20 protein-coding genes are annotated in these 18,783 nt (G+C 66.6%); 11 read left to right on the plus strand and 9 right to left on the minus strand.

What is annotated here, in order from left to right; all coding sequences use genetic code 11:
• Position 1: 1 nt before the first annotated feature.
• Together JAO74_RS14275 and crtD are read right to left on the minus strand one after the other, a co-directional pair.
• On the minus strand, positions 2 to 934 hold the full coding sequence (locus tag JAO74_RS14275) for a hydratase (protein WP_332908824.1): 933 nt from the start codon (positions 932 to 934) through the stop codon (positions 2 to 4).
• Positions 835 to 2,388 carry a 1-hydroxycarotenoid 3,4-desaturase CrtD gene (gene crtD, locus JAO74_RS14280; protein ID WP_199039446.1) on the minus strand — a complete coding sequence of 518 codons (1,554 nt, stop codon included), beginning with the start codon at positions 2,386 to 2,388 and terminating at the stop codon, positions 835 to 837. Before crtD ends, JAO74_RS14275 begins: the two co-directional genes overlap by 100 nt.
• Positions 2,389 to 2,460: 72 nt before the next feature.
• On the opposite strand from crtD, the gene JAO74_RS14285 reads away from it, so the two are divergent.
• The 11 genes from JAO74_RS14285 to JAO74_RS14335 all read left to right on the plus strand — a co-directional run bounded on the left by JAO74_RS14285 (position 2,461) and on the right by JAO74_RS14335 (position 13,531).
• The gene (locus JAO74_RS14285; RefSeq protein WP_199039818.1) at positions 2,461 to 3,591 is read left to right on the plus strand and encodes a methyltransferase; all 1,131 of its coding nucleotides are present in this window, start codon (positions 2,461 to 2,463) and stop codon (positions 3,589 to 3,591) included.
• A 63-nt stretch (positions 3,592 to 3,654) separates the two neighbouring features.
• Positions 3,655 to 4,581 carry a chlorophyll synthesis pathway protein BchC gene (bchC, locus tag JAO74_RS14290; RefSeq protein ID WP_199039449.1) on the plus strand — a complete coding sequence of 309 codons (927 nt, stop codon included), beginning with the start codon at positions 3,655 to 3,657 and terminating at the stop codon, positions 4,579 to 4,581.
• A complete protein-coding gene (locus tag JAO74_RS14295; protein WP_199039451.1) occupies positions 4,578 to 5,561 on the plus strand; it encodes a chlorophyllide a reductase iron protein subunit X in 984 nt (327 codons plus the stop codon). Before bchC ends, JAO74_RS14295 begins: the two co-directional genes overlap by 4 nt.
• Positions 5,551 to 7,158, plus strand: coding sequence for a chlorophyllide a reductase subunit Y (bchY, locus tag JAO74_RS14300; RefSeq protein WP_269845949.1), 1,608 nt, complete (start codon positions 5,551 to 5,553; stop codon positions 7,156 to 7,158). Before JAO74_RS14295 ends, bchY begins: the two co-directional genes overlap by 11 nt.
• Positions 7,155 to 8,615 carry a chlorophyllide a reductase subunit Z gene (gene bchZ, locus JAO74_RS14305; protein WP_199039454.1) on the plus strand — a complete coding sequence of 487 codons (1,461 nt, stop codon included), beginning with the start codon at positions 7,155 to 7,157 and terminating at the stop codon, positions 8,613 to 8,615. Before bchY ends, bchZ begins: the two co-directional genes overlap by 4 nt.
• Before the next feature lie 147 nt (positions 8,616 to 8,762).
• Positions 8,763 to 8,927, plus strand: a complete 165-nt coding sequence (gene pufB, locus JAO74_RS14310) for a light-harvesting antenna LH1, beta subunit (protein ID WP_199039457.1) — start codon at positions 8,763 to 8,765, stop codon at positions 8,925 to 8,927.
• Between the two features lie 48 nt (positions 8,928 to 8,975).
• Positions 8,976 to 9,155 (plus strand): light-harvesting antenna LH1, alpha subunit, encoded by a 180-nt coding sequence (gene pufA / locus JAO74_RS14315; protein ID WP_199039459.1) that lies wholly within the window; start codon positions 8,976 to 8,978, stop codon positions 9,153 to 9,155.
• Between the two features lie 122 nt (positions 9,156 to 9,277).
• Positions 9,278 to 10,102 carry a photosynthetic reaction center subunit L gene (pufL, locus tag JAO74_RS14320; protein WP_199039462.1) on the plus strand — a complete coding sequence of 275 codons (825 nt, stop codon included), beginning with the start codon at positions 9,278 to 9,280 and terminating at the stop codon, positions 10,100 to 10,102.
• A gap of 14 nt (positions 10,103 to 10,116) precedes the next feature.
• Positions 10,117 to 11,091, plus strand: a complete 975-nt coding sequence (gene pufM / locus JAO74_RS14325; RefSeq protein ID WP_199039465.1) for a photosynthetic reaction center subunit M — start codon at positions 10,117 to 10,119, stop codon at positions 11,089 to 11,091.
• Complete coding sequence (gene pufC, locus JAO74_RS14330) at positions 11,088 to 12,206, plus strand: photosynthetic reaction center cytochrome PufC (protein ID WP_199039468.1); 1,119 nt, start codon at positions 11,088 to 11,090, stop codon at positions 12,204 to 12,206. Before pufM ends, pufC begins: the two co-directional genes overlap by 4 nt.
• 83 nt (positions 12,207 to 12,289) lie before the next feature.
• Complete coding sequence (locus tag JAO74_RS14335) at positions 12,290 to 13,531, plus strand: c-type cytochrome (RefSeq protein ID WP_233151024.1); 1,242 nt, start codon at positions 12,290 to 12,292, stop codon at positions 13,529 to 13,531.
• Between the two features lie 13 nt (positions 13,532 to 13,544).
• On the opposite strand, the gene hemA is transcribed toward JAO74_RS14335, so the two are convergent.
• The 7 genes from hemA to puhA are packed head-to-tail and all read right to left on the minus strand — an operon-like array spanning position 13,545 to position 18,782.
• On the minus strand, positions 13,545 to 14,768 hold the full coding sequence (hemA, locus tag JAO74_RS14340; protein ID WP_199039474.1) for a 5-aminolevulinate synthase: 1,224 nt from the start codon (positions 14,766 to 14,768) through the stop codon (positions 13,545 to 13,547).
• Positions 14,765 to 15,559: a putative photosynthetic complex assembly protein PuhE gene (gene puhE / locus JAO74_RS14345; RefSeq protein ID WP_199039476.1), complete on the minus strand. Its 795-nt coding sequence runs from the start codon at positions 15,557 to 15,559 to the stop codon at positions 14,765 to 14,767. Before puhE ends, hemA begins: the two co-directional genes overlap by 4 nt.
• Complete coding sequence (acsF, locus tag JAO74_RS14350; protein WP_199039479.1) at positions 15,556 to 16,623, minus strand: magnesium-protoporphyrin IX monomethyl ester (oxidative) cyclase; 1,068 nt, start codon at positions 16,621 to 16,623, stop codon at positions 15,556 to 15,558. The genes puhE and acsF overlap by 4 nt, the downstream gene beginning before the upstream one ends.
• Positions 16,620 to 16,916, minus strand: coding sequence for a hypothetical protein (locus JAO74_RS14355; protein WP_199039482.1), 297 nt, complete (start codon positions 16,914 to 16,916; stop codon positions 16,620 to 16,622). The genes acsF and JAO74_RS14355 overlap by 4 nt, the downstream gene beginning before the upstream one ends.
• Positions 16,913 to 17,392, minus strand: coding sequence for a photosynthetic complex assembly protein PuhC (gene puhC, locus JAO74_RS14360; protein ID WP_199039485.1), 480 nt, complete (start codon positions 17,390 to 17,392; stop codon positions 16,913 to 16,915). The genes JAO74_RS14355 and puhC overlap by 4 nt, the downstream gene beginning before the upstream one ends.
• Positions 17,389 to 18,024 carry a photosynthetic complex putative assembly protein PuhB gene (gene puhB / locus JAO74_RS14365; RefSeq protein ID WP_199039488.1) on the minus strand — a complete coding sequence of 212 codons (636 nt, stop codon included), beginning with the start codon at positions 18,022 to 18,024 and terminating at the stop codon, positions 17,389 to 17,391. Before puhB ends, puhC begins: the two co-directional genes overlap by 4 nt.
• Positions 18,021 to 18,782 (minus strand): photosynthetic reaction center subunit H, encoded by a 762-nt coding sequence (gene puhA, locus JAO74_RS14370; protein ID WP_199039491.1) that lies wholly within the window; start codon positions 18,780 to 18,782, stop codon positions 18,021 to 18,023. The genes puhB and puhA overlap by 4 nt, the downstream gene beginning before the upstream one ends.
• Position 18,783: the final 1 nt, after the last annotated feature.

Here is an 18,783-nt window from a genome sequence, read left to right on the forward strand (position 1 = left end):
GTCACCAGAACGCCCGCGGCATCCTGTAGGGGAGCATCGACTGGACGATCGGTGAGCGGAACCGACCGAGCGACAGGCTTTCATGGACCGCCGCCACGTCTTCGCCGAACAGCCGCGTCGCAAGTGCGGTGCGGGCATAGAAGGGCGCGTCGATCCACGTCTTGATGACGCGGGGGGCGTGGCCGGCATCGGCGCGGGTGGCGCGCTTCACCAGCCAGCCGGTGCGCGGCAGGGCGGCGGCGGCAGGCTGGACGACGTCGTGCCAGCGTCCCTGTCGGTCGAATTTCAGCGCGAGATCGAACGGTGCGCCGTCATGCCGGCGACCTTCGTACAGCACGGCGACGTCGTTCTTCAGATGCGCACGCGACCAGTGCCAGTCGTCGAAACCATCCTCCAGCGGCTCTTCGCCGAAATTCGAATCGACATACCCGTCGCCGGACCAGCGCACGCCCGGATGCGTCATCTCGACCGAGACGCGGGCGCGCGGCGCGACGGGATGCCAGCGATGCCGCCCGGCGGGGTCGAGGGCGAAGGCGGTGGTGCCGATCATCTCCGGCGAGACGCGCACCGTGCCGCGCACACGATATGGCAGCGGCGCGGAGATCTCGTCGATCTCGATCACCAGCGTATCGCCGTCCCATGACAGGCCACTGGGGCCGACGGTGAAATGATCGGCGCCGCGATCGACGCGGGTCGCGGGGCGCTCGGTCATCGCCCAGGCGTTGGCGCGCGGACCGCTGAGCGAGACGTTGATCGCGCAGTGGTTGTCGGGCCGGCGACGGCCGCTGAGCTTGTAATAGGGGGAAAAGACGCTGCCGACGAAGGCGATGATCGTCAGCCCGTGGACACCGTCCGCACTGGTGGCGTCGATATACCACCAGGCATAGCCGTTCGGACGGACCGCGACGTCGAAGCGCGGTCCCTGAGCAGGCAGGCGGCGGCTAGTCGGCCGGAAAGCGCCGCCATCGGGATGCCCGCGCCGGGGTGGGTGCTCCCGCCCGCGCAATAGAGCCCAGGGATCCGTGTCCGGCTGCCCTGCCGGCGGAAGGAGGCCGCCCACCCGTGCGAGGCCGGTCCATAAAGGGCTCCACCCGTCGACGGAAACATCGCCGCGAAATCGACCGGCGTCGTCAGCACCGTCGACGGCGCCAGATCGAGCGAAAGCCCCGCCCGCGAAACGCTGTCCAGCATATGCCGTCTGCATGTGTCGATCTCCGCTGGGGTGAAGCCGGCGCCGTCGCCGGTGGGTGGGGCGTTGACGATGATCTGCAGGCGCTCGTCGCCGGAAGGCGCCTTGCCGGTGTCGTCGCGGTCCTGCGCGCAGACGTACACGCTGGGCGCGTCCGCGAGCCGTCCGGCGGTGAGGGCGGTGAACTCGGCGGCGTAGTCGGGGGAGAAGAAGACGTTGTGGCGAGCGAGCGGAAAGCCGGATGCCCGCGCCTGTGCCGTCCAGACCATCGCGCTCAACGAGCGGCGTCGCGGTGCGACCGGCGCGGCGGCGTGCCGGGCCGCTTGCCCGAACGCGCCGGCCCCGATCGCGGCGGGATCGGCGTTGCAGACCACGGCGGTCGCGCCGATCCGCTCGCCGTTCGCCAGCATGACGCCGGCGGCGCGGCCGTGTTCGACGAGGATATCTCGAACCGGGGTGCCGTAGCGAAAGCGTACGCCATGGCGTCGTCCGAGCGCTTCGAGTGCCTGCGCCAGCCGGTGCATGCCGCCATCGACCAGCCACACGCCGCTGGCTTCGACATGTGCGATCAGCATCAGCGTGGCGGGGCATCGGAAGGGGGAGGATCCGCAATAGGTGGCGTAGCGGCCGAACAATTGCCGCAACCGGGCGTCGCCGAAATAGCCGCCGAGCGCGCGCCACAACGATGTGTAGGGTCTGAGCGTGCAGTAATCGACGAAGCCTCGCGCACCCATTCGCCAGCCGAGCGTGATCGGATCGGTCTTCGTGTCGCGCAGGAACGGGGCGTCGAGGGCTTCGAACAGCCGCTTCGCCTCGACGCGGAAGGCGCGATACCCGCGCGCATCGGCCGCACCGGCGAAGTCGCCGATTGCGGCCTCGCTCCGGTCTGGATCGGCGAACAGGTCTAGCCGGGCACCGCCCCATGCATGGCGAGCGAGCGTCGTGGCGGGCCGCATCGTCAGGTGATCGGCGAGCGACGCGTCGCAATCGGTGAAAATCTCTTCGAACACATGGCGCAGCGTGAATACCGTCGGGCCGCCGTCGATCGGCCGACCATCGACCATCACCGCCCTTAGTTTGCCGCCCGGCCCCGACGCCGCATCGACCAGCGTCACGTCGCATCCGCGGGCGGCGAGCAGGGCGGCGCTGACCAGCCCGCCGACTCCTCCCCCGATCACGACCACGCGTTCGTCCGGCATGCGTCCGCATCCTCCGTTGACCTGACGCTAGCATGTGTCCAGACAACTGGACATATGGTTTCGTCTATCATCATGAATTCCGGGTGGCGTGGCCGCTGGATCGGCTGGCGGAACCACTGGTTGTCATCGCCCCGGTTTCAGCGGTTCGCGGCACGCTTTCCCCTGACCCGGCCGATCGCTCGACGACGGGCGCGGACGTTGTTCGATCTGGTCGCCGGCTTCACCTATTCGCAAATCCTGGCTGCGTGCATCGAAACCGGGCTGCTGGAGATGCTGGCGGAAGGGCCGCAGGATACGGCGACGATCGCCGCGCGGATCGACCTGCCGCTGGCCGGTGCGGAGCGGCTGTTGCGGGGGGCGACGGCGCTGGGGCTGGTCGAGCGGCTGGGCGATGGATGGGCTCTCGGTGGCGACGGCGCGGCATTGCGCGGCAACCGCGGCATTGCGGAGATGGTGGCGCATCACCGCCTGCTCTACGCCGATCTTGCCGATCCGGTCGCGTTGTTGCGGCGGGGCGGCGGCGGCGGGGCGTTGTCCGGCCTGTGGCATTATGCGGAGGATTCAGGGCGCGGCGATGCCGCGTCGGTGGCGGATTATTCGGCGCTGATGGCGGCGTCGCAGCCGATGGTCGCGGCGCAGGCGATCGACGCCTATTCTTTTCATCGCCATCGGCGGCTGCTGGATGTCGGTGGTGGCGAAGGGGCCTTTTTGCAGGCGGTGGGAGAACGCGTACCGGCGCTGGCGCTCGGATTGTTCGATCTGCCCGCCGTCGGCGATCGCGCGCGTGTGCGGTTCGACTCGGCCGGTCTGTCCACCCGGACGCAGATATATGGCGGTGATTTCCTGCGTAATCCTCTGCCGCCCGGGTATGACATCATCTCGTTGATCCGCGTGCTGCACGATCATGACGATGCGTCCGCGATGGCGTTGTTGCGTCAGATCAATCGCGCGCTATCGCCGGGCGGGACGCTGTTTCTGGCCGAACCGATGGCGGAGACGCGTGGGGCGGAGCCGGCTGGCGACGCCTATTTCGGGTTCTATCTGCTGGCGATGGGGTCGGGCCGTCCGCGCAGTGCCAAAGAGATTGCGGCCATGCTGCGCGCGGCCGGGTTCTCGCACATTCGGCATCGACGAACGGCGATGCCCATTACCACTTGTGTCATTACGGCAAAATCAAAGTGTCCAAATAAATTGACAATATAAAGCGTCCAGATAAGATTACGGTTGACGCAGCAGTTTACGGTCTGCGCATGGGGAGATGGGCGTGTGGACGCGGTAGCGGTCATACTGGAGGCACCGGAAAGATTGGCGCTGCGAAAGCTGGCGCTGACGCCGATGACCACCGACCATGTCCTTGTCGAGATCGACTGGAGCGGCATTTCATCCGGCACCGAAAAGATGCTGTGGACGGGCCGGATGCCGAACTTCCCCGGCATGGGGTACCCGTTGGTGCCCGGGTACGAGTCGGTCGGCCGGATCGTCGATGTCGGCGCGGAGGCGCGGTCGCGGATCGGCGAATGGGTCTTCGTCCCCGGCGCGAATTGCTATCAGGGCGCGCGGGGATTGTTCGGCGGTTCCGCCCGCCATGTCATCCTGCCCGCCGCCCGCGCCATCCCGATCAGCGAGTCGCTGAGCCGTGACGGCATCCTGCTGGCGCTGGCGGCGACGGCGCATCATGCGATCGCGATCGGTGGCGTGCCCGACCTGATCGTCGGCCACGGCATTCTCGGCCGGCTGATCGCGCGGATCGCCGTGGCGTGTGGCGGTAGCATTCCGACGGTCTGGGAAACCAACCCGGATCGCCGCGGCGGGTCTGGTTACGAGGTGATCGATCCCGCCGCCGATCCGCGTCGGGATTATGGCGTCATCTGCGATGCCAGCGGCGCGCCCGACATTCTCGATCTCGCCTTTGCCCGGTTGGCCAGGGGTGGCGAGGTGATGCTGGCGGGGTTCTACGATCGCCTGTCCTTCGCCTTTCCGCCGGCGTTCATGCGCGAGGCGCGGCTGCGGATCGCGGCCGAATTCTCGCCCGCCGATATCGCCGCCACGCTGGCGCTGATCGATACCGGGCTGCTCGATCTGGATGGCCTCGTCAGTCATGTCCGCCCGGCGGCAGAGGCGGTCGATGCCTATCGGCAAGCCTTCACCGACCCGGCCTGTCTGAAGATGGTCCTCGACTGGAGAGCGATATGAGCATGTTCGATCCCGGCGCGCTCCGCAAGGAAGCGTCGCACGAGCCGGATCCGGTGCCGACCGGGCCGGTGACGAAGGAAACGCAGATCATCGCGATCTATGGCAAGGGTGGCAGCGGCAAATCGTTCGCGCTCGCCAATCTCAGCTATATGATGGCGCAACAGGGCAAGCGCGTGCTGCTGATCGGCTGCGACCCCAAATCGGACACGACCAGCCTGTTGTTCGGCGGCAAATCGACGCCGACGATCATCGAGACCAGTTCGAAGAAGAAGCTGGCCGGCGAGGAGATCGGGATCGAGGACGTCTGCTTCCAGCGCGACGGCGTGTTCGCGATGGAACTGGGTGGGCCGGAGGTCGGGCGCGGATGCGGCGGACGCGGCATCATCCATGGGTTCGAAACGCTGGAGAAGCTGGGCTTCCACGAATGGGGCTTCGATTACGTGCTACTCGATTTCCTGGGCGACGTGGTGTGCGGCGGCTTCGGCCTGCCGATCGCGCGGGACATGTGCCAGAAGGTGATCGTCGTCGCATCGAACGACCTGCAATCGCTCTATGTCGCGAACAATGTCTGCAAGGCGGTCGAATATTTCCGCAAGATGGGCGGCAATGTCGGCGTCGCGGGGATGATCCTGAACAAGGACGACGGCACGGGCGAGGCGAATGCGTTTGCCGCCGCTGTCGGCATCCCGGTGCTGACCGCGATCCCGGCGAACGAGGACATCCGCAAGAAATCCGCGAACTACCAGATCATCGGCAAGCCCGGTGGGCAATGGGCGTCGCTGTTCGAGGAACTGGCGGTGAACGTCGCCGAGGCGCCGCCGCTGCGGCCCGCCCCGCTCGACCAGGACGGGTTGCTGGGTCTGTTCAGCGCGGATGTTACGGGGGCGGACTATGCGCTGAAACCGGCGACGCAGGCCGATATGCGGGGTGCGGCCTATGTCGCGAAGCCGTCGCTGGAAGTGGTGTACGATGCGGTCTGACGTCGTTCTCGATCCTCCCCGGCAAGGGGCTGAGGGGAAGGGCGTGCGGCACGTCGATACGCTCGATCTGGGCGGCTCCCCTCCACCACGGCCTGCGGCCGCGGTCCCCCTCCCCGTGCCGGGGAGGATCGAGGAAGGTGGCTGCGGATCGAAGGACACGCTGCGTGCCGCTGCGATCACTGCCGGTAAGTCCGACGTGCTCGATCGCTACGCCGCGGATTATCCCAAAGGCCCGCACGACCAGCCGCAATCGATGTGCCCGGCGTTCGGATCCTTGCGCGTCGGGCTGCGCATGCGGCGCACCGCGACGGTGCTGTCGGGGTCGGCGTGCTGCGTCTATGGCCTGACCTTCACCTCGCATTTCTACGGCGCGAAACGCAGTGTCGGATATGTGCCGTTCTCGTCCGAAACGCTCGTCACCGGCAAGCTGTTCGAGGATATCAAGGAGGCGGTCGAGGGACTGGCCGATCCGGCGCTGTACGACACGATCGTCGTCACCAATCTGTGCGTGCCGACCGCGTCGGGCGTGCCGTTGCAACTGCTGCCCGACCAGATCAACGGCGTGCGCGTGATCGGTATCGATGTGCCGGGCTTCGGCGTGCCGACCCATGCCGAGGCGAAGGACGTGCTGGCTGGTGCCATGCTCGCCTATGCGCGGCGGGAGGCGGAGGTCGGGCCGGTCGCGGCGCCCGCCAATCGCGTCGATCGTCCGACCGTGACGCTGCTGGGTGAGATGTTCCCCGCCGACCCGCCGGGTATCGGCCTGATGCTGGAACCGCTGGGCCTTGCCGCCGGGCCGGTTGTGCCGACGCGCGAGTGGCGCGAATTGTATCAGGCGCTGGATGGCGCGGTCGTGGGGGCGATCCACCCGTTCTACACCGCCAGCATCCGCGAGTTCGAGGCGGCGGGGCGGCCGGTGGTGGGATCGGCGCCGGTCGGCGCGGACGGCACGGCGGCATGGCTCGACGCGATCGGCGCGGCATGCGGGATCGCGCAGGACAAGGTCGATGCGGCCAAGAACCGCTTCATTCCCGCCATTCGCGGTGCGCTGGCTGCCCGCCCGATCGCGGGGCGGATCACGGTGTCCGGCTATGAAGGGTCGGAGCTGCTCGTCGCGCGGTTGCTGATCGAGAGCGGCGCCGATGTGCCGTATGTCGGCACCGCCTGCCCGCGCACGATATGGTCCGATCCCGATCGCGCCTGGCTGGAGGCGCATGGCGCCCGCGTTCAGTATCGCGCCAGCCTGGAACAGGACATCGCTGCGGTCGCGGAATTTGGTCCCGATCTGGCGATCGGCACGACGCCCGTCGTCCAATATGCCAAGCAGCGGTCGATCCCGGCGCTGTATTTCACCAACCTGATTTCGGCCCGGCCGCTGATGGGGCCGGCGGGGGCGGGAAGCCTGGCGATGGTCGTCGGCGCCGCGCTCGCCAACCGGCACCGGTTCGAACGGATGACCGCATTCTTCGATGGGGTGGGCGTCGGCCCGACCGCCGGGCAATGGGAAACGACGCCAGTCGCCCGACCCGAGTTCAAGGCCAAATTCGCCGCCAAGCGCATCGCCGCCGCCAAGGCGGAAGAAAGCGTCGGCGTATGACGCTGATCCTCGATCATGACCGCGCGGGCGGGTATTGGGGCGCGGTCTACGCGTTTACCGCAATCAAGGGATTGCAGGTCATCATCGATGGCCCGGTGGGGTGCGAGAATCTGCCCGTCACGTCGGTGCTGCATTACACCGACGCGCTGCCGCCGCACGAATTGCCGATCGTCGTCACGGGGCTGGGCGAACAGGAGCTCGGCCGCGACGGGACCGAGGGCGCGATGAAGCGCGCGTGGAAGACGCTCGATCCCGATCTGCCGGCGGTGGTCGTCACCGGATCGATCGCCGAGATGATCGGCGGCGGCGTGACGCCGGAAGGCACCAATATCCAGCGCTTCCTGCCGCGCACGATCGATGAAGATCAATGGCAGGCGGGCGACCGTGCGCTGACCTGGTTGTGGACGCAGTTCGGGCCGAAGAAAGTGCCGGCGCCGCGCGTGCCGAAGGATGGCGGGAAGCCGCGCGTCAACATCATCGGGCCGATGTACGGCATTTTCAACATGCCCTCCGACCTTGCCGAGATACGCCGGTTGGTCGAGGGGATCGGTGCCGAGATCGGGATGGTGTTCCCGCTCGGCAGCCATCTCGCCGATGTGCGCAGGCTGGCCGAGGCGCAGGTCGATATCTGTATGTACCGCGAATTCGGACGCGGACTTTGCGAGGCGCTGGAGCGGCCGTATCTGCAGGCGCCGATCGGGCTGGAATCGACGACGCTGTTCCTGCGCAAGCTGGGTGAACTGACGGGCCTGGACCCCGAACCGTTCATCGAGCGCGAGAAGCATACTACGATCAAGCCGCTATGGGATCTGTGGCGGTCGGTGACGCAGGATTTCTTCGGCACCGCCAGTTTCGGGATCGTCGCGACCGATACCTATGCGCGCGGCATCCGCCATTTTCTGGAACAGGATATGGGGTTGCCCTGTCACTTCGCGGTGTCGCGCTGCGCGGGTTCGAAGTCCGACAACCAGACGGTCAGGGACATGATCCGCGACAATCCGCCGCTGGTCCTGTTCGGCAGTTTCAACGAGCGCATGTACATGGCGGAGGCGGCCGGAAGTGCCGGGGGAATGCGTGGGTGCTACATCCCGGCCAGTTTCCCCGGCGCGGTGATCCGCCGGCACACGGGAACGCCGTTCATGGGCTATGCCGGCGCGACGTACCTCGTCCAGGAGGTCTGCAACGCGCTGTTCGACGCGCTCTTCCACATCCTGCCGCTCGCGGGGCAACTCGACAAGACGGAGGCGACGCCGGCACGGATCGAGCGCGCGGTGATGTGGGACGACGCCGCCAAGACCGAATTCGACGCGGTCGTCGATCGCGCGCCGGTGCTGGTGCGCATCTCGATGGCCAAGCGCATCCGCGATGCCGCCGAGCGCGCCGCGCGCCGCGCCGGCGAACCCTCCGTCACCATCGAGCGCCTGACGCTCGCCATCACCGAAAGCCGCGGCACATGACCGCGACCAGCCTTGCCCGCCCGATCGCCGCCCCACTAGGCGCACCGGGGCGGACCACCCGATCCCCGTGGGCGTCCTGCCTGCGCGGATGCCGCCGGGGAGCGCGTTTCACGCTCCTGTCCTCGTCGGAGCAAACGGAGACGTGAAATGAGCGACTTACGACATACGGACGAAAGGATGGGGCCGGGTACGTACCTGAGCCCCGAAGAAGCCAAGGAATTTCACAAGCTGTTCATCACCAGCTTCCTGATCTTCACCGCGGTGGCGATCGTCGCCCACTTCCTGGTGTGGAACTGGCGGCCCTGGCTCTGACCGGGCCGGTCGGGAATTTCGGATACAAGACGAGAAAGGAACCACGCCATGTGGAGACTCTGGCTGATCTTCGACCCGCGCCGTGCGCTGGTCGCGCTGTTCATCTTCCTGTTCGTGCTGGCATTGCTGATCCATTTCATCTTGCTGAGCACCGACAAGTTCAACTGGCTGGATGGACCGCGCACCCCGCCCGTCACGACGGCGATCCCCGCGGCCCCCGCGACCTGAACAAGGATCGCGATCACGATCCCGGATGGACGGGGCCGACCCAGGTGTCCGCCACCTCCGTTCGGGATCAGGGTATCATCTGAACGACGACCGCCGTGCGATGGCGGCGGGGAGGTGTGGGCATGGCGCTGCTGAGCTTCGAGCGAAAATACCGGGTGAGGGGCGGCACGCTGATCGGCGGCGACCTGTTCGACTTCTGGGTCGGGCCTTTCTATGTCGGTTTCTTCGGCGTCATCACCGCGATCACCGCATCGCTGGGCACCGCCCTGATCTTCTACGCCGCGTCGCTGGGACCGACCTGGAACCCGTGGCTCATCAGCATCGCGCCGCCCGATCTCAGTTACGGTCTGGGGCTGGCGCCGCTGCGCGAGGGTGGGTTCTGGCAGATCATCACGCTCTGTGCGATCGCGGCGTTCACGTCGTGGGCGCTGCGCGAGGTCGAGATCTGTCGCAAACTAGGCATCGGATATCACGTCCCCTTCGCCTATGGCTTCGCGATCTTCGCCTATGTCAGCCTGGTCGTCATTCGGCCGTGGATGCTGGGCGCTTGGGGCTTCGGCTTTCCTTATGGTATTTTCAGCCATCTCGATTGGGTGTCGAACACCGGCTACCAATATCTCCATTTCCATTACAATCCGGCGCATATGCTGGCGGTCAGCTTCTTCTTCGTGACCGGGGGGGCGCTCGCTTTTCACGGCGCGCTGGTACTGTCGTCGGTCAACCCGCCCAAGGGGCAGCCGGTGAAGTCGCCGGAATATGAGGACGCGTTCTTCCGCGACACGATCGGCTATTCGGTCGGCACGCTGGGCATCCACCGGCTCGGCCTGTTTCTCGCGCTGTCGGCGGGTTTCTGGAGCGCGATCTGCATCATCATATCGGGGCCGCTGTGGACACGCGGCTGGCCCGAATGGTGGACGTGGTGGCTCAACCTGCCAATCTGGTCTTGAGGGGGAGACGGACGATGGCACGTTATCAGAACATGTTCACCCAGGTGCAGCTGCGCGGACCGCTGGAGGCCGGGCCGCCGCTGCCCCCCGGCAGCTTCGCACGCGGTAACCTCAGCGTCTATAATTACTGGGCCGGCAAGCTGGGCGCGGCGCAGATCGGACCGATCTATCTGGGCAAGCTGGGCATCGCCTCGCTGACCTGCGCCTTTCTCAGTTTCGAGATCATCGGGCTGAACATGTTCGCCAGCGTCAACTGGGACCCGGTACAGTTCGTCCGGCAACTGCCGTGGCTGGCGCTGGAGCCGCCGGGGCCGGGATGGGGCTTCACGCTGGCGGTGCCGCTGGCGCAGGGCGGCTGGTGGCAGATGGCCGGATTCTTCATGACGAGCGCGCTGATCCTGTGGCTGCTGCGCACGTTCCGCCGGGCAAAGGCGTTGGGTCTTGGCAACCATGTGCCGTGGGCGTTCGCGGCGGGCATATCGCTGATCCTGACGCTGGGTTTCATCCGGCCGATGCTGATGGGCAGTTGGGCCGAGGCGGTGCCGTTCGGCATCTTTCCTCACCTCGACTGGACCGCGGCATTTTCGATCCGGTACGGCAATTTGTTCTACAATCCGTTCCACTGCCTGTCGATCGTGTTCCTGTACGGGGCGACGCTGTTGTTCGCGATGCACGGTGCGACGATCCTGGCGGTCGGTCGCTATGGCGGCGAGCGCGAGATCGAGCAGATCACCGATCGCGGTACGGCCGCCGAACGCGCCGCGCTGTTCTGGCGGTGGACGATGGGGTTCAACGCGACGATGGAATCCATCCACCGCTGGGCGTGGTGGTTCGCGGTGCTGTGCCCGCTGACGGGGGCGATCGGCATCCTGTTGACGGGGACGGTCGTCGACAACTGGTATCTGTGGGCGGTGCTGCACGGTTATGCGCCGGATTATCCGAGCACCGGCGTCATCGATCCCGCCACCTTGCCGGGAGCGCCGCAATGAGGGGACATTGGAACAGCATCGCCGTCATCGGTGGTGGCACCGCCGGGCTGTTGCTGCTGGCCGGTTGCGAGCCCGGTGCCAAGAATGTGACGCAGACCGGGTATCGCGGCGCCGGACTCGACCAGATCGTCGACCGCAGCAGCCTGGCCAAGGCGGCCGCCATCCCGGCCGAACCCTATCCCCTGCCGCCCGATGGCGGCCCGACCGCCGGCGAGAGTTATGAAAACGTCCGGGTGCTGGGTGCGGTGAGCAAGGAGCGGTTCGACCATCTGATGGCCGAGATGAACCAGTGGGTCGCGCCGCCCGAGCAAGGATGCAATTACTGCCACAACCCGGAAAATCTGGCGTCGGACGAGAAATACACCAAGGTCGTCGCGCGGCGGATGCTGCAGATGACGCGAACGATCAATTCGCGCTGGGCCAGCCACGTCAAGGATACCGGCGTGACGTGCTACACATGCCACCGCGGCAATGCCGTGCCCGAGTATAAATGGGCGTTGGCACCCGGTGCGCTCAATCCGCATTCGATCCTGGGCAACAAGCACGGGCAGAACACGCCGGACGCCAATGTCGGCTATGCGTCGCTGCCGTCCGATCCGTTCGCCGCCTATTTCGAGGGGAAGGGCAACATCCGGGTCGCGTCGAGCGAGGTGTTCCCGTCATCGAAGCATGTCGTGTCGATCAAGGACGCCGAGAAAAGCTATGGCCTGATGATGCACGTCAGCTCGGCGCTGGGCGTAAATTGCACCTATTGCCACAACACCCAGTCGTTCCGCGCGTGGAACCTGAGCCGGGCGCAGCGCGGCACGGCCTATTACGGCATCCGCATGGTCCGCAACATCAACGACGACTATCTGACGTCGCTGGCATCGGTGTTCCCCGCCAATCGCAAGGGGCCGCAGGGCGACGTGTACAAGGTCAACTGCACCACCTGTCACCAAGGCGTGTCGAAGCCGCTGGGTGGCATCAGCATGATCGCGCAGGCGCCGTCGCTGAGGGGGCCGGCGGTCGAACCCGCCGGCGCGGCCGCCGGGGCAGCGGTGCCGCGCGCGTTCAATCAGCCGGGGGCGATGACCGGCAAGAACGAACCAGCACCGATTCCTGCAAGACCATGATCCTGTCGTGCCGCCGGAGATGGGCGGCATGATAACTTAACATCGATCAGGAACCTTTGCTGCGGATCGGCATTTTCGGTTCTATGCTCGGATGGCTTTTCCCCCGGCGAGCGACCCAGTGGCTGGGCCCGCTTTTCGCCGCCGGCGCTGGTGCGCTGTTGCTTGCCGTCATCGTCGTCACGACCGGCATCGTCGATCTTTCCGCCGCCAAGCCGCACCCGGAAGGATGGGCGCGTTTTCTCCATTATGTCTTCGAGCGATCGACGGCGTTCCATGCGGATGCGAAGCCGCCGGCCGATCTCGATACGCCGCTGCGCATCGCAGCCGGTGCTGCCTATTACGGGCAGGTCTGCGCGCGCTGTCACGGCGGGCCGGGCTTCGGCCAGAATCCGGTGGTGCTGTCGATGCATCCGCGGCCGCAATATCTGGTTTCCGATCTGCCCGTTGCCGGGTTCACCGCCCCTGAACTGTTCCGGATCGTCAAGGCGGGGGTGAAATACAGCGCGATGCCGGCCTGGCCGGCCGAGCGTCGAGACGACGAGATCTGGCATCTGGTCGCGTTCCTGCGCGCGATGCCGCGGATGTCGCCCGACACGTTTCGCCGGCTTGCGGTCGTCGATCCGGGCAACGGAGCGGCGACGATTCCGTTTGGTCCGCCCCCGGCCTTGCATCGCTATGGCCTGCGCAATGATAATGAGCCGCCGGTCGGTGATTACGGGTACAAGACGCCGGTGTACGGCATGGCGGGCTACGCGACCGGCAGTAACGTCATCGCGACCTGTGCGCGGTGCCACGGTGCCGATGGCGCGGGCGGCGGTGCGTTTCCGAACCTGACGTTGCAGCGTCGCGACTATCTGGCCGCGACGTTGACCGCCTATGCCGCCGGGCGGCGGCGCAGCGGATATATGCAGATGATCGCCACCGAATTGTCGCCCGCGCAGATCGCGGCACTGGCGGATTATTATTCGGCATTGCCCCGCCGATCGAGCGCCACGCCGGCAACCGTCCCGGGGATCGGTCAGCAGGTCGCCCTGAGCGGACTGCCATCGGTTGGGGTCGCGCCCTGCGCCTCATGCCACGGCATCACGCGCGCGGCGTCGCGCGCCTATCCGCTGCTGGAAGGGCAGGCGGCATGGTATCTCGCCAACCAGATGCGGGTTTTCCGCAGCGGCGGGCGCGGCAGCATTGTCGGCGACAAGCCCGACGATCCGATGGTCGCGATCGCCAAGCGGCTGACGGATGCGCAGATCGACGCGGTCGCCGCCTACTACGCCGCGCAACCACCCGCCCGCGTGCAGAGCTTTGCAGCGGTCGGGGGGCGGTAAAAGGCGGGCGCGCCTATGCCGCCATCTGGCGACGGGCCAGCGCGCATTGCGACCAGATTTCGCTCAGCGCCTCGATCAGCCGGTCGATGTCGTCGTCGGTATGGACGGGCGATGGCGTGATGCGCAGGCGTTCGGTGCCTTTCGGTACGGTCGGGTAGTTGATCGGCTGCACATAGATGCCGTGATGCGCCATCAACCAGTCAGAGATCATCTTGGCGTGGTGCGGGTCGCCTACCATCACCGGGATGATGTGGCTGGGATTGTCGAGATGCGGGATGCCCATCGCGTCGAGCCGGTCGCGGACAATCTTCACCCGGTTCTGATGGCGGACGCGTTCGATCTGGCTTTCCTTCAGGTGCCGGATCGATGCCGCGGCCCCCGCCGCGACCGCTGGTGGCAGCGCGGTCGAGAAGATGAAACCGCTGGCGAAGCTGCGCACGAAATCGCACAGGTTCCTCGACGCGGTGATGTACCCGCCCATGACGCCGAAAGCCTTGCCCAGCGTCCCCTCGATCACGTCGATCCGGTGCATCAGCCCTTCGCGTTCGGCGACGCCGCCGCCGCGTGGACCATAGAGGCCGACGGCATGGACCTCGTCGATATAGCTCAGCGCGCCATGCCGTTCGCAGACGTCGAGGATCTCGGCGATCGGCGCGATGTCGCCGTCCATCGAATAGACGCTTTCGAACGCCACCAGCTTTGCACGGCCCGGTTCCACTTCGGACAACAGCCGGTCGAGATCAGCGACGTCGTTATGCTTCCACCGTCTGCACGTCGCGCGGCTGTGGCGGATGCCCTCGATCATCGACGCGTGGTTGAGCGCATCGGACAGCACCACGCAATCGGGCAGCCGCGACGCCAGCGTCGACAGCGCCGCCCAGTTGGATACATAGCCCGAGGTGAAGATCAGCGCGGCTTCCTTGCCGTGCAGATCGGCAAGTTCCGCCTCCAGCAGGACATGCTGGTGATTGGTGCCGGAGATGTTGCGCGTGCCGCCCGCCCCCGCGCCGCAGCGGTCGAGCGTTTCGTGCATCGCGTCCAGCACCTTGGGATGCTGGCCCATGCCCAGATAGTCGTTGGAGCACCAGACGGTGACGTCCTGAACCTGCCCGTCATCGGTCCATCGCTTCGCCCGGGGAAACCGGCCGGCCTGACGTTCGAGTTCGGCGAAGACGCGGTAATTGCCCGCTTCACGCAATCCGTCGAGCTGTTCGGCGAACACCGCGTCGTAGTTCATTGTCCTCTCCCCACGCATTCGATCGATGCGGCCTTTGCGGCCTTGTTGTTGATCGCCCAGCGAAACATCCTAGCATCGCGCAGCGGCAATACCAGAAACAGATGTTCGACCACGCCCAGCACCGCGAGACCGGCGATCAGTGTCGCGCTCGCCGCCGCACCGCTGCCGGCAGGTGATGCCTCGGCCACCAGCCACGCCCGGACGGCAAGCCCGCTGCCGAACAGGATCGACACCGGGAACAGCGGGTTGCACCGGCGGCGGCGGAAATAGCTTTTCAGATACGCCAGCTGCGCCGGAAACACCTCGTCGCTGAGATTCGGGACACCCAGATACAGGTTGAACTTGGCCGACAGCCGCAACACGAACAGCAACAGGAACGTCAGCGGTGCGGCCTGGTTGGGCTGGTTCCAGGCGATCGCGAACAACAGGCCTGCGGTTGCGGCGATCGCCAGCTCGTGATGGATGACTGTCGCGGTCGCGGCCTTGAACCGCGTCCAGCCGACCGCACCCGCCGGGCATTCGTCACGGTTCGGGCCGGCGACCTCGCCCATCAGGAAGCTCATCTCGTGCCAGCCCCAGATGACGATCGCGGCGGCGAAACCGGCATAGGCCGCACCCGCGCCGTCATCGCCGGCCTTCAGCCACACCAGTGCGATGGCGGCGATCGCGACCAGCCCGGCGAGCGTCAGGCTGGTCCGGAATGTATGCCGCGGACGGCTGTCGAGCCAGACGATCGCGGCGGTGCCGATGAACCACATCAGGAGCGCGAAGAGGAGCGGCGGGATGCTCACCAGGCCGGGACCAGCCGGACATTGGCGGGCGCCTCGTTACGCTTCACCGGCGTGGTGTAGAGCCGTACGAAGGCGATGGCGGCGGCGGCGGTCAGTGCGACGCGCCTGATCCCGCCGATCACACCGCCGCGCTTCTTGGCGGCATCGATGCCGCCGGCGATACGGCGCATCCGCTCCAGCCCGCGCGCGAAACGGGGGCTGTCGGTATCGAGCACCACCGGGAACACCTGACGCGTGATCGTCGAGCAGATCGTGAAGACGCGCGCGTCGTACTCGGTCGGGTCGATGCCCAGCGCCTTGTGGAAAGCGGGGCGGTTGTGATCGCGGACATACATCGTCGCATAGACGGCGACGAGGAAGAACCGGATCCACCATCTGTTGATGCCGCGAAGCAGCGCGGGGTCGGTGCGCATCAGGATCGCGAAGGCGTCGCCGTGGCGGAATTCGTCGTTGCACCACAATTCGAACCAGTCGAAAATCGGGTGGAAACGCAATTCGGGATGCGCCGCCAGATGGCGGTAGATCGTGATGTAGCGCGCATAACCGATCTTTTCGGACAGATAGGTCGCGTAGAAAATGAATTTCGGCCGGAAATACGTGTATTTCTTGGTGCGGGTCAGGAAGCCCAGATCGATGCCGATGCCGGCATCCTTCAGCGTATCGTTGATGAAGCCGGCGTGACGGCTTTCGTCGCGGCTCATCAATTTGAACAGCTGGCGGATATCGGGGTTGGTCACCCGCTTGGCGATTTCCGCATAGAGGATGCAGCCGGAGAATTCGGCGGTCAGCGAACTGACGAGGAAGTCGATGAATTCCTGGCGCAGGCCATCGGGCAGGCTCTCGATCACGCCGTCGAACGCCTGTGTGCGTTTGAAATGCAGCCTGTTGGGATCGCTCGCCATCTCGGCGATCAGCGCGTCCCATTCGGCGCGGACGGGGGAGACGTCGATGCGATCCATCGCGGCGAAATCGGTGGTGTAGAAGCGTGGCGACAGGACGGTGTCCTCGCGCGCGATGGCCAGCGTTTCGGCGTCGGCGCGGTTGATGGGGGTGATCGCGTTCATACCATGGTCCGATCGCTGAAGCTGACTTCGTAGAGTTCGGTCATCTCGAAATGGCCGGCGAACTTGGTCCAGAGCCGCTCGATCGTGCTCGCGCGTTCGACCGTGGCGATGCGATCGACGACGCGGCGCTCACCGAAACCGATGCTGATCGGCGCTCCGTGCACGCGCACCCGGTCGCCGGGGCCAACGGCGTAATCGCCGGCGAGCACGACATGCGCGCACAGGAATTCGTCGCTGTGTTCGATCTCGACGCGGCAGGGCGTGTCAAAGGACGTGCGATGCAGCGCGATCATGCCGTGGGTGCCTTCAGCAAGGCGGCGAAGGCGGCGCGGTTGCTCGATCCGAATGCGGTCAGCTCGATCGAACGGCCGGTGGCTGTGTCGGTCAGGGAAAGTTCGCCATCATGCCATGATGTCAGCGTGAACGGCGGTGCATCGCCGATGCCGTGGGCGCGTCGTTCACGGGCCAGTCCGCGCATCACGCCGCGGATGAAGCCGGTCTTCTCGCCCGCGTGGATCACCGCCGCCGTCCGGTGCGGGTCCACATCCTCGATCACCACGGCCCCGTCGGCGCGATCGAGAAAGCGCAGCGTGCGCGTGGCGACCGGCGCGATGTGGTTCTCCGCCCGCATCGCGACGGGCGACGCGGCGGCGGGGATATGCGCGATCCGCACGATGCTGGTCGCTGCCAGCGCGAACGCCACCAGTCCGCCGGCGATCACCAGCGTGCCGCGCGGCAGCATGTCGGCATGGGAGGCGGGGGCGCTCATGCCGCCTGCGCCTTGGCGAATGCCGGCATCGATGCGTCGCACGGTTCGACGGCGGCGATGCGGCCATCGGGTTGGGCGGCGAGGCAGGTGCGCGCGACCAGCGCCGCCACCGCTTCGGCGTCGGCGATCGATCGCAGCATCGGCTGCGGCGCGGTGACCTTCCACGGCCGGGCATGGGGCCAGAGCGCGAGGTAGCCGAGCGTCGGCGACCCCGCCGGGGCCAGCGAGACGTCGCCGGTGGCGTCGGCGCGGAGGGCGAGATCGACCGAGGCGATCATTCCCAGCGGCAGGTTGATGCACTTCGGCACCGCGATGCCGACACGCATCACGATGCGGCGATTGGTGAGCGTGTAGATGGTCGTGCGCGCCGATCCCCACGCCAGCAGATGGAGAAGCACGACGCCGACGATGCCCAGCGTCGCCGTCATCACGACGCCGACATAACTCTCGCTCGATAATGCCAAAGCCAGCGCCACCACGGTCAGCGCGGCGAAATAGCCGGCGATCAGCCGGGTGTGGAACGCGGTGCGGGCGAGGGCGCGCCAGTCGGGCGATCCCTGCCACAGGATACGCTCGCCGGCGGGCAGTTCGCCGGGCAGGCCTGGGATCGGTTCGATCTCGTATTCGGTCACAGGTATGGCTCCTGTCGGGCGGCGTTGGCGTAGAGATAGCCGCCGCCGAAATAGGCGGCGACGCGCTCTTCCTCGTACAGCGTGATCCGGTCGAGCGCGGCGGGCCGGGGGACGCCGGCGAACTGCGCGCCGTTCAGCGCATCGATCACGACCCGGCGACGGCGGCGATCGACCCGGGCCATCATCATCGGCGCCAGCACGCCGTCGGTGCCGATCTGGATGTAACGGACCAGCCGGTCGGCCCGGTCGATCCACAGATCGCTGACCGTTCCCGCCACGACGCCATCCGCGCCGACCACCGGCCAGCCGTGCAGATCGGAATCCTTCGCGGCGACCCAGAAGTCGGCGGCGGTGCTGATCGGGACGATGCGGGGATGCCCCTCCATATCCAGATCGGGCCGTCTGGCGCGCTCGACCCAGGCGGCCGGGCCGATGCCATCCACCAGCGGATCGCCGGTCGGCGCATAGGGCGCGCCCGCGAAGCGATCGGTACGGCGTGCGGCGATATCGACCGGCTCGCGGCCCTTGGTGGGCGCGGTGACGACGCCGTGCCCGAACGGCAGCAGGAACGACTTGGTGGACGCGGTGTGCATCGCGCCGCCGAAGCTCTCGATCCGGCCGGACACCTCGTCCTCCAGCGGATAGCCCTCCCGCCGGTCTTCGCGGCGGAGGTAGAAGACCAGCACGACGAAGAATAGGACGAAGGCCCAGAAGACCAGCAGCGCGACATCGAGGCCGGGGGTGAGGGTGGGATGCATG

Origin of the sequence: Sphingomonas mollis, from assembly GCF_016427505.1 — a bacterium.
GTDB lineage: Bacteria > Pseudomonadota > Alphaproteobacteria > Sphingomonadales > Sphingomonadaceae > Sphingomonas > Sphingomonas mollis.

Excerpts from the sequence above, each read along its gene's own strand:
- JAO74_RS14295 (WP_199039451.1), top strand. The coding sequence starts at position 4,578 with ATGAGCATGTTCGATCCCGGCGCGCTCCGCAAGGAAGCGTCGCACGAG.
- puhC (WP_199039485.1), bottom strand. The coding sequence starts at position 17,392 with ATGAGCGCCCCCGCCTCCCATGCCGACATGCTGCCGCGCGGCACGCTG.
- JAO74_RS14355 (WP_199039482.1), bottom strand. The coding sequence starts at position 16,916 with ATGATCGCGCTGCATCGCACGTCCTTTGACACGCCCTGCCGCGTCGAG.
- pufB (WP_199039457.1), top strand. The coding sequence starts at position 8,763 with ATGAGCGACTTACGACATACGGACGAAAGGATGGGGCCGGGTACGTAC.
- hemA (WP_199039474.1), bottom strand. The coding sequence starts at position 14,768 with ATGAACTACGACGCGGTGTTCGCCGAACAGCTCGACGGATTGCGTGAA.
- bchZ (WP_199039454.1), top strand. The coding sequence starts at position 7,155 with ATGACGCTGATCCTCGATCATGACCGCGCGGGCGGGTATTGGGGCGCG.
- pufL (WP_199039462.1), top strand. The coding sequence starts at position 9,278 with ATGGCGCTGCTGAGCTTCGAGCGAAAATACCGGGTGAGGGGCGGCACG.
- pufA (WP_199039459.1), top strand. The coding sequence starts at position 8,976 with ATGTGGAGACTCTGGCTGATCTTCGACCCGCGCCGTGCGCTGGTCGCG.
- crtD (WP_199039446.1), bottom strand. The coding sequence starts at position 2,388 with ATGCCGGACGAACGCGTGGTCGTGATCGGGGGAGGAGTCGGCGGGCTG.
- JAO74_RS14285 (WP_199039818.1), top strand. The coding sequence starts at position 2,461 with ATGAATTCCGGGTGGCGTGGCCGCTGGATCGGCTGGCGGAACCACTGG.
- puhA (WP_199039491.1), bottom strand. The coding sequence starts at position 18,782 with ATGCATCCCACCCTCACCCCCGGCCTCGATGTCGCGCTGCTGGTCTTC.
- pufC (WP_199039468.1), top strand. The coding sequence starts at position 11,088 with ATGAGGGGACATTGGAACAGCATCGCCGTCATCGGTGGTGGCACCGCC.
- JAO74_RS14335 (WP_233151024.1), top strand. The coding sequence starts at position 12,290 with ATGCTCGGATGGCTTTTCCCCCGGCGAGCGACCCAGTGGCTGGGCCCG.
- bchY (WP_269845949.1), top strand. The coding sequence starts at position 5,551 with ATGCGGTCTGACGTCGTTCTCGATCCTCCCCGGCAAGGGGCTGAGGGG.
- pufM (WP_199039465.1), top strand. The coding sequence starts at position 10,117 with ATGGCACGTTATCAGAACATGTTCACCCAGGTGCAGCTGCGCGGACCG.
- acsF (WP_199039479.1), bottom strand. The coding sequence starts at position 16,623 with ATGAACGCGATCACCCCCATCAACCGCGCCGACGCCGAAACGCTGGCC.